The sequence below is a fragment of the Geobacillus sp. YHL genome, assembly GCF_022341265.1.
GTDB lineage: Bacteria > Bacillota > Bacilli > Bacillales > Anoxybacillaceae > Geobacillus > Geobacillus thermoleovorans.
The window spans coordinates 1-10081 of record NZ_JAEIGB010000038.1; the positions used below are offsets into that span (position 1 = coordinate 1).

Sequence of the window (10081 nt, forward strand, 5' to 3'; positions counted from 1 at the left end):
GGGGGGGGGGTGCCAAGACTTTTTGCAAAATCGATGACCACTCCTTTCATGGTTGCACGCGGCGTCAAAAACTCTCAAAAGTCTGTTGCCTTCCATAATCCATCGGTAAAATCGTGCGATGGTGGCAAATGTCATTCAGCAAACCTTGAAGAACGCAACTCCGCATGCAGATGTCAGGAAACGGCGAACAAAACGCCCGCCCTCGGCAACGGGTATTCCCGCTGCAGAAGGCGGGCAGTCTTTATCGCTATTCTTTGCCGCAGAACTCTTCGTCGTAATAGAAGTCCTGCTCAAACTCCACCCACCCGAAAAAGAGGGGACGAGGCTCCTCGACCATCTCTAAGCGATAGACGGTGCTGACGTAGAAGGGGATATCGGGTTCTTTGACCGGCGCCGGTGCCATGTGCGCCCAGTCTAGGAACACAATATCCTCTAACAGATAGTCTTGGAAGGCGCTCAGCATGTCAGTGATGGCAAAGCCCATGTCAAGGATGCCCTGCTGGATCTGTCGCCATTTCCGCCAAGAGGCCTCCAAGTAAGAGAGTCCAAAATAGCCCGCGGCACCGGGCCCACGCACCCCCTCTGTACAGCGGCTTAGAAAAAGCAGGAGTCCCTTGACGGTGTCGACCGGGTCCGTGAAGAACACATCAAACTGGCCGCGGAGATGGGACGGCAATTCATCCCGCACATCGTAGACCTCGGCGTGGACGTGGTCCCAACCTTGGTCCTGAGCCACATCGCGTACAAAGCGGACAATGCGTTCATCCACGTCCAAGACACAGATGCGCCGCGGCAGCCCCGAGAGCGCAGCCGCAATGCTTGTAAGGTCATCATCGCCCAGCAGCAAAATGTCTCGCCCCATCAGATCTCCCTGTTGGGCCATCAGTGCCAGCCGCCGAACGGTTGTCTCGGGCGTCACATACCCTTGGTCAAAGTCGGGCGTCGCCTTGGGCCGCATGGCTGCGATATCTTGAAAAGCAGCAAGGACGCTGTCAAAAGGCGGCCTCAGAACAATGCCGCGCCCCGCGCAAACCTCACAGCGCTGTTCGGCCACCCGTTCTAGGCCCATAGTTTCTGCCTGACGACGCCCTTTCTCAGTGATCACAAAGCGGTCGCCGTTGTAGGCCGCCAGCTCTCCCTCCAAGAGCGAATGCAGCGCCTTCAGCACTTGGTGCGTCTGGGCTTTCCCTTCCCTCATCAGTTCCCAGTAGGATTTCGGGCCAAAGCAAAGCGCACGAAGCAGAAGCGTGTCGATCCGACGACTTTCCGCAGCAATACCGACTTTCGACATGGGTACCACTCCTTTCGCCCTAAAAGAGTAAAGACCATTCCGCTCCGGCACCCCTTCGTTTTCATCGAAAGGAGCGACATGAAACATAGAAAGCAGCGGTTCAAACGTTTTTGGAACGCTTGCCTTCTTAGCGTGAGGCCTAACGATCATCCGAAAGATAAAGCATCCTTCCCCTTTCCAGCATCGAAATAGCATTTTTGCTGCTTTCGATAGGGAAACGATAAAAGACGCGCTGAAGTTGGAAGAATTTTTTTAAGGTTCCATAAGCATGGTGTTTTTATTAAGGTTTAAATCGGTAATAGCGGTATGGTGTTTTTCGCCTCTAGTTTTTCCATCATTTCATACCAATCCCTTGGTTTGTTCGATAAGACAGAATAATAACGTTTCAAAAACTTCACAACAAGATCCGCTGGAAGTTCATTCACGCTATCGTCCATCGGAAGGAAACAAAGATCAAGCCCGGTTACGGCTTCTCCATCATTGTTCCAAGATGGATGGACATAAGGGAAGTCAAGCCGCTTATATCCCAAATGAGATAATACCTCACGACGAACATATGGATCCATCGGCTTAATCCCGCCAAATTCATAATGCTTCACCCGATAAGGATCATAAATCTCGGCGAACATGCCATACAACTGCTTTCCATTTGCAGCGGCCCAATTTTGCAAATCCTCCAGCCGCTTTTTGGCTAAAAACCGGCCGATCCCCAGTCCTGCTTGGCCGATAATGGTGAAATCTGTCATCGCGACATTTAAATCTTCATAATAACGGTACTCCGTTGCGCCTACTACCTCTCCTTCGTGAACAGCAACGCACACACGAATTCCCGGATCTTCCAGAGGCTCTTTCCACAAATCAAATGCCAATACTTCTTCCGGAGGAAATACATTTTGCATCAATTGATGCATTTTCTTAAACAAAGGGTCTTCAATGCTCGTAATTCTGCGATACTCCATTTTCATCATTCTCCTTTAAGATTTTGCGCGATAAAAAGGATTTTTCCATTCCATCAGTGCAGCATAATTGCACGATTCTTCATCTTCTAAATAGTTCGCCACCACTTTGACAGGTGTGCGGCCGCAACGAAGCAGGAAGGTAATAACAGGATCTTTCAATTTGCCTTTTACTACCGCTTCGAGATATTGCTCCGCTGTCATCTCATGCGCTTTTTTATGATAGCCAGGCATCCTCCCTCCGCCTAACAGCCGCTCTAGTCCCAAATGAACAACCACTTCATACATGGATAGCATCAGCCATTTTCCCAGCCCCCATTTGCGGTAGGCAGGGCGCACGCCAATATCAACGACATAAAGCGTATTCCCGTTTGGGTTATGGTTACGGATATATCCATGATCCGTGATCTCTTCCCATGTATGGTCCGGATGGCTGGGGTCAAAGTCGACAATAAGCCCTGTCATTGACCCCGCAATTTCGCCATTCACCTCAACACATAAGGCTCCCTCCGGAAAGAGTGTCACATGGTTTTTCAGCTGTTCCGTATTCCACCATAATTCAGACGGGAATGGCGGAGGAAAACTTTCCTGTTGAATGCGGATTAATCCAGGAAAGTCCTTTTCTTCATAATTTCGGATCACCGCTGGAACAGGACGATCTTGGTCAAAGACATAAAACTCCTTTCGATACATTCTTACCCCTCCTCTCTCATTATCCATCTAGCAACGTATCGCCCATTCATGTGGCGATACTGATATTATTAGGCACATCATTCCATTTAACAAGTAGATACTTTCGTGTTACATAGTGTGAAAAATTATACCTAAAAATAAAAAAAGAAATTCGGAATATTTTTTCCAGACCTTCCTCGCATTCGAACAGCCATGCCTAGTCCACATTATTGTGTAAAATCCATTCTCCATCCAGTGAACTTGGATCACTGGAAAACAAAAGCACTTTTTTGCCGTTTTTCTTTTTACGCCATTTTCGGGACTCCATCAACAGTCATCAACGCATATACAGAAAAACCAACGGACAGCGGTTCTTTCATAAAGATGGTTGTCCGTTGGTTTTTCGCGTCTAATTATAAAACTTATTGCTTTCCTCATTATCTTTCATGTGTGTATTTCTTTGTTTACCAGCAAAAAAAGAAAGTGCATATAACATACACGCAGATCGTTTTCGAAGCTTTCATAACGGAGAAAGCTTTCTACTTGGCTGCTTCATTGATTTTTACTTGCCCCTTTACGACCGTCTCCATATAGTTTTTGCCCCATTCATACATCGCATCAAGAATTGGCATCAAACTTTTTCCATGTTCGGTCAATGAATATTCCACTTTTGGCGGAACAACCGGATAGACTTCGCGATGAACAATTTGATCTTGCTCCAGCTCCCGCAGCTGGTTAACAAGCATTCTTTGGGTGATCCCAGGCATGAGGGCTTTTAGTTCGCTAAACCGCTTCTTTCCCCCTTTTCCTAGATGCCATAAAATAAGCATTTTCCATTTACCGCCAATAACAGCGAGTGTTAATTCTTTTTCACAATTATACGTCTTGCCACAAACGTGTCCCATCATTTCACCCCCATGTTGATTATAACGCGATAGTATACTTTTTGTCACTTTATGATCATAAAGAACATACTTACAAATAAATGTTATATATCTGTTATTTTCACTCATTGCAAATGGTATTCATTCCTTCGGGATAATACAATCCATTCATTGCATCTGGATGCCTTTTATATCATTAAGTATATTTTTTTACACTATATTATATTTTTGTCACTACATGATAATAAAGTGCGTACTTCTCAATAAGTTTTATACACATTATACTAGCATCTGTAAACAATCACGGGTACTGGAGGGAGCAGCATGAATCGTTTTACTATTCCTCGCGATATTTATTTTGGAGAGAATGCTCTCGATGTTTTAAAAACATTGGAAGGAACAAAAGCTGCCCTCGTCATTGGCGGCAGCTCCGTCAAGAAAAACGGAAATCTTGATAAAATTCAGCAACTTCTTTCAGAAGCCAATATAGAAACAAAAGTGATTGACGGAATTACGACAGAACCAACCACCCAAATGGTAAAAAAAGGAGTGCGCATTCTTAATGATTTTCAGCCAGATTGGGTGATCGGGATTGGCGGCGGGTCAGTAATGGATGCGGCAAAAGCGATGTGGTTGTTCTATGAACATCCAGAATTGACATTTGAAGAAGCGACACGTCCATTTAGCCTGCCACGCTTACGCACAAGGGCAAAGTTCGTGGGAATCCCAACGACAAGCGGAAGTGCATCGGAAATATCCAATTTATCGGTTATTACTGATGCAGAAACAGGGGTCAAATATCCACTGGCTGATTTTGAACTGACGCCAGACATGGCGATTATTGATCCGATTATGGTCCAATCCATGCCGAAGCACGTTACAGCCTACAGCGGGATGGACGCAATCACACATAGTATTGAAGCATACGTAGCAAAGCCTCGTACGATTTTCACAGATTCCTTGGCTATTGAAGCAGCTCAAGTACTGAAAGAAAATCTTCTTGCTTCTTACCACGGAGATGCTAAAGCCCGCGAACAAGTTCATTACGCTCAGGCGATGGCTGGAATGGCCTTTGCTAACGCGGTGCTAGGAAATGTGCACAGTCTTTCACACAAAAGCGGCCCAATATTTAACATTCCGCATGGATGTGCCAATGCGATTTATTTACCATATGTAATCCAATTTAATCGCACGGTAGTCGAGGAACGTTATGCAGCAATTGCCAAACGGCTCGGTCTGGATGGGGAAAACAACAAAGAATTGGTGGATTCACTCATTGCTTGGATTCGTGACTTGAATAATAAGATGAATATTCCAAATACACTTCAAGAATACGGAGTGTCCGAAGAAACGTTCACCGCACACGTGGATGAAATGGCGGCCAATGCCGTAAAAGATCCTTGTACAAGCACAAATCCGCGTGAAACTTCTGTAGAAGAAATGAAAAAATTATATATCGCAGCGTTTTATGGTCTAGATGTCAACTTCTAAACAAATAAAAAAAGCAAAGCCTGTCACTAACATTCTTACCAGCGATAAAAAGATCGGATTCCATTGAATCTGATCTTTTTATCCCACCGTTTGCTTTTATATTTATACTGCCATAGATGCCTTAAAAAAGGTACTAGGTTATTTTAATCATTTGCCTTTTAGCGGATGTATTTTGTTTAAACGTTCATGCACGACAAATATATGGACAAGACTTTCTCCCTGAAATGGGCATTATTCATAAAAAATACCAATTCAAGCAATGTAGTAAACGTTGTTATATCTGCTCTATCCACTTTATTCTTTTGGGAAAATGTTTCGAAAAGTCAGGGGGGATCACATTGGATTCAATGACCTTTATCTTGTTTGGAGCAACAGGTGATTTAGCGAAACGAAAAATTTTCCCTGCATTATATAATTTATTTCTTGATCAAAAAATGCCGCAGCCATTTTCCATTATTGGCGTAAGCAAAAGAGAATTGTCCGATGAAGCGTTTCAAACATATGTGGAAAATTCGGTAAAAACCTTTTCCAGACGTTTGGCAAATGACCGTTCCAAAATGAAGGAGTTTCTTCGCGCGTTTCGCTATATTTCTCTAGATGTAACGAATGCACAAGGGTATAAAAAGTTGCTTGAAATGGTTCAACAACGGGAAAAAGAATTGAATATTCCTGAAAACCGCATGTTTTATTTATCTGTTGCGCCGGAATTTTTTGATGTGATCGCGTCGAACATCAAGGAAAGCGGATTAGGATCCACAACAGGTTGGAAACGTCTGATTATCGAAAAACCGTTTGGCCACGATATCCAATCGGCCCAAGATTTAAACGAAAAATTAAGCCAAGCTTTCGAGGAAGAAGAAATTTATCGGGTAGATCATTACCTTGGAAAGCCGATGGTGCAAAACCTTGAAGCTTTAAAATTCGCCAACCCTGTGTTTCAAGCGATATGGAATAATCAATTTATAGCCAATGTGCAAATTACAGCTAGCGAGACCGTTGGGGTAGAACAAAGAGCAAGCTATTATGATCAAGCAGGCGCCATTCGCGACATGTTTCAAAACCATATGTTGCAACTGTTGATGATGACAGCCATGCACTTGCCAAAACAAATTAGCACAAAAGACATCCGTAACGAGAAAAGAAAAATTATGGAATCTCTTCGACCAATACAGAAGGAAGAAGTAGGCTTGCACGTTGTTCGCGGCCAATACGGTCCTGGAGAAATCGATGGCAGACCAGTGGTTGGATATAAAGAAGAACCTGGCATCGATGCTTCTTCGACAACGGAGACGTTTGTTGCGGCCCGTCTGTGGATTGATGATGAAAACTGGAGCGGGGTGCCATTCTACATCCGTACAGGTAAAAGAATGAAGGAAAAGTCCACACGTATCGTGATGGAGTTTAAAAATCCATTAAAGGAATGGTACTTGCCAAAAAATGAAGAAACAGCTCCTAATCTTTTGGTGATTCAAATCAATCCGAACGAAGGCGTTTCGCTGCAATTCAATAGTAAAAATGTATTCAACAACGGAAAGATGGAGCCTGTCCATATGGACTTCGCAACGAATCAGAAAGAGGTGCCTGAAGCGTATGAACTCTTAATTTTTGACGCTTTGCACGGCGATTCGACTTTCTTTGCCCATTGGAAAGAGGTCGAACTATCTTGGAAATGGCTGCAACCTATTTTAGAGGCATTTGCGGAAAACCGCCTTCCTCTTTACTCCTATCGTTCAGGATCGATGGGGCCAGAGGCTTCTTATCAATTATTGAAAGAAGACGGATTTTATTGGCGGTAAATAAGCTTTTCCGGAGCAAACCTGAAAACATAATTTCTGGATAAACTAATAGGAATAGCCAATCTTCTTTGACCAAGATATTTTTAGGAGGTAGTCAGCATGAGAGTCGGGCTAGTCGGTTTAGGAAAAATGGGATTAAACTTAGGCAAAAATCTTATGGACCATAAGCACGAAGTAGTGGCGTTCGATATAAATACAAATGCGGTGGAAGAAATAAAAAAATACGGTGCTAAAGGCGCATCCACTTTAAAGGAACTCGCCCTATCATTAGAAAAAACGAGAATTGTCTGGATAATGGTTCCCCACACCGTTGTTGATTCGGTGATTAGTGAAATTGCGCCATTTTTAAGCAAAGGAGACATTGTGATCGATGGTGGCAATTCTCACTACAAAGAATCGATTCGCCGCTATAACGAGCTAAAGGAGATTGGAATTCACTTTATGGATGCGGGAACTTCTGGCGGAGTCGAAGGCGCTCGAAACGGAGCATGTTACATGGTTGGAGGCGATCCCGAAGCTTGGAATATGGTCGAGCCTCTTTTTCGCGACACTGCTGTAAAAAATGGGTATTTATATACTGGAAAAGCAGGCAGCGGCCACTTCTTAAAAATGGTCCACAATGGGATTGAATACGGAATGATGGCTTCCATTGGCGAAGGATTCGAAATATTAGAAAAAAGCGAATTCGATTACGACTATGAAAAAGTGGCGAGAGTGTGGAACAATGGTTCGGTTATTCGTTCATGGCTCATGGAATTAACAGAACGCGCGTTTTCAAAAGATGCAAAATTAGAGGAAATCAAAGGAATTATGCATTCTTCTGGCGAAGGAAAATGGACGGTCGAGACAGCATTAGATCTGCAAACGGCCACTCCTGTCATCGCCATGGCCTTATTGATGCGGTATCGTTCATTAGAAAGCGATACATTTACAGGAAAAGTGGTAGCCGCTCTACGCAATGAATTTGGCGGACATGCTGTAGAAAAAAATGAGAAGAAATAACATAAAATCCCCTTGCAGGAAGGCATACAATGGACATGCGCTGCAAAATAGAATGAGAAAGGAGAAGTGTATATGGCTATCTCTTTTGATTACTCCAATGCCTTGCCATTTATGAAAGAGAGTGAACTACATTATTTAAGCGAATTTGTAAAAGCGGCTCATCATATGCTTCATGAAAAGAAAGGCCCAGGATCCGATTTTCTTGGTTGGGTGGATTGGCCGATTCGTTATGATAAGGACGAATTTGCGCGAATCAAGCAAGCAGCCGAAAAAATCCGCAATCATTCAGATGCTCTTGTCGTCATCGGCATTGGCGGATCTTATTTAGGGGCAAGGGCCGCTGTTGAAGCATTATCCCATGCCTTTCATAACCAAATGAACGATATGACGCAAATTTATTTCGCTGGCCAAAATATCAGTTCCACTTATCTCTCTCATTTATTAGATGTATTAGAAGGCAAGGATCTGTCGATCAACGTCATTTCTAAATCGGGAACAACGACAGAGCCAGCCATTGCTTTTCGGATTTTCCGCGACTACATGGAGAAAAAATATGGAAAAGAGGAAGCAAGAAAACGGATTTACGTTACTACCGATCGCGCAAAAGGAGCATTAAAAAAGCTCGCTGATCAAGAAGGCTATGAAACTTTCGTTATTCCGGATGACATAGGCGGAAGATATTCTGTGCTGACAGCAGTTGGCCTGTTGCCAATCGCCGTCGCTGGATTGAATATTGATCGAATGATGGAAGGCGCAGCATCGGCATATTATAAATATAACCATCCTGATCTTTCAACCAATGAAAGTTATCAGTACGCTGCCGTGCGAAATATTCTCTATCGCAAAGGCAAAGCGATCGAATTATTGGTGAACTATGAGCCATCCCTTCATTATGTATCTGAGTGGTGGAAACAGCTGTTTGGCGAAAGCGAAGGGAAAGATCAAAAAGGACTCTTTCCTGCATCCGTTGACTTTACAACAGATTTACATTCCATGGGGCAATACGTTCAGGAAGGCCGCCGCATTCTGATCGAAACAGTGCTGCAAGTGAAAAAACCGCGAATCGAACTGACGATTCAAGAAGACCCAGAAAATATCGATGGATTGAATTTCTTGGCCGGCAAGACACTGGATGAAGTAAACAAAAAAGCTTTCCAAGGCACGCTATTCGCACACGTAGACGGCGGAGTGCCTAACTTAATTGTTGAACTGGATGAAATGAATGAATACACCTTTGGGGAAATGGTATACTTCTTCGAAAAAGCTTGCGGCATCAGCGGCCATTTGCTCGGTGTAAATCCATTTGACCAACCGGGAGTGGAAGCATACAAAAACAATATGTTTGCCTTACTTGGCAAACCGGGGTTTGAAGCGGAAAAAGCGGCTCTCATGAAACGGCTATCGAAATAACGTTTTCCTTACAGCTGTTTGAAATAACGCTCTACATGTAAACTGCCTGTTTTCCTGAACTCTGCAGGAGACAGGCAGTTTCCTTTTTTCCTGAAACTTGATGATCCTTCTTTTTTCGCATGCAGACCATGTTCACCAGGCAAGGTCAACTCTTCTAATCGGTATTTCTAATACAGAGCGATCATCTCCATTTCTTTCTTTTGCCAAAACTTACTGTCTCAACTTTTGAAAATGGAATGACTAAACAGCTTTCAGTGCGAAGACGAGAGATATTTATTGTTGTGAAGAAAACGCCCATTGGCGGAAAAATATACGAAAACGGTGTTGCATTTGTTTTTTGAACGCAAAGCAATCAACGCAACGATTCAAAAATAATAAACGTGAATGTCGAACAATCGACAAACGGTTTTCACAAAGTTCACATCATTGTTTGGTATTGTATCACAAGAAGGTGGTGAGCCGATGAGGAGATATGCAGATCAGAGTCAGTCAAGACTTTGTGGAGAACATTTTTTCGGTTCACTACGGGCGTTGTCAATCACTAGTTAGCGAACCATTTTCAGGAATTAATATCGTAAG

General features: G+C 43.6%; 8 protein-coding genes. 4 read left to right on the forward strand and 4 right to left on the reverse strand.

Annotated elements, in window-relative coordinates:
* Positions 1-247: 247 nt before the first annotated feature.
* The 4 genes from JCR24_RS17190 to hxlR all read right to left on the reverse strand — a co-directional run bounded on the left by JCR24_RS17190 (position 248) and on the right by hxlR (position 3824).
* Positions 248-1291 (reverse strand): bis-aminopropyl spermidine synthase family protein, encoded by a 1044-nt coding sequence (locus JCR24_RS17190; RefSeq protein ID WP_069304617.1) that lies wholly within the window; start codon positions 1289-1291, stop codon positions 248-250.
* Positions 1292-1578: 287 nt separating this feature from the next.
* Positions 1579-2250: a GNAT family N-acetyltransferase gene (locus JCR24_RS17195; protein ID WP_033015477.1), complete on the reverse strand. Its 672-nt coding sequence runs from the start codon at positions 2248-2250 to the stop codon at positions 1579-1581.
* Between the two features lie 15 nt (positions 2251-2265).
* Complete coding sequence (locus JCR24_RS17200; protein WP_015375151.1) at positions 2266-2940, reverse strand: GNAT family N-acetyltransferase; 675 nt, start codon at positions 2938-2940, stop codon at positions 2266-2268.
* 518 nt (positions 2941-3458) lie between these two features.
* Positions 3459-3824 (reverse strand): transcriptional activator HxlR, encoded by a 366-nt coding sequence (gene hxlR / locus JCR24_RS17205; protein ID WP_003252445.1) that lies wholly within the window; start codon positions 3822-3824, stop codon positions 3459-3461.
* Positions 3825-4127: 303 nt separating this feature from the next.
* Here hxlR and JCR24_RS17210 point away from each other — a divergent pair, with 303 nt between their 5' ends.
* The 4 genes from JCR24_RS17210 (at position 4128) to JCR24_RS17225 (ending at position 9502) form a co-directional block, all read left to right on the forward strand.
* Positions 4128-5294, forward strand: a complete 1167-nt coding sequence (locus tag JCR24_RS17210) for an iron-containing alcohol dehydrogenase (protein WP_015375150.1) — start codon at positions 4128-4130, stop codon at positions 5292-5294.
* A gap of 338 nt (positions 5295-5632) precedes the next feature.
* Positions 5633-7090: a glucose-6-phosphate dehydrogenase gene (gene zwf / locus JCR24_RS17215; protein WP_238981094.1), complete on the forward strand. Its 1458-nt coding sequence runs from the start codon at positions 5633-5635 to the stop codon at positions 7088-7090.
* Positions 7091-7189: 99 nt separating this feature from the next.
* Positions 7190-8092 carry a phosphogluconate dehydrogenase (NAD(+)-dependent, decarboxylating) gene (gene gnd / locus JCR24_RS17220; RefSeq protein ID WP_021321721.1) on the forward strand — a complete coding sequence of 301 codons (903 nt, stop codon included), beginning with the start codon at positions 7190-7192 and terminating at the stop codon, positions 8090-8092.
* A gap of 72 nt (positions 8093-8164) precedes the next feature.
* Positions 8165-9502: a glucose-6-phosphate isomerase gene (locus JCR24_RS17225; RefSeq protein ID WP_033006072.1), complete on the forward strand. Its 1338-nt coding sequence runs from the start codon at positions 8165-8167 to the stop codon at positions 9500-9502.
* Positions 9503-10081 lie beyond the last annotated feature (579 nt).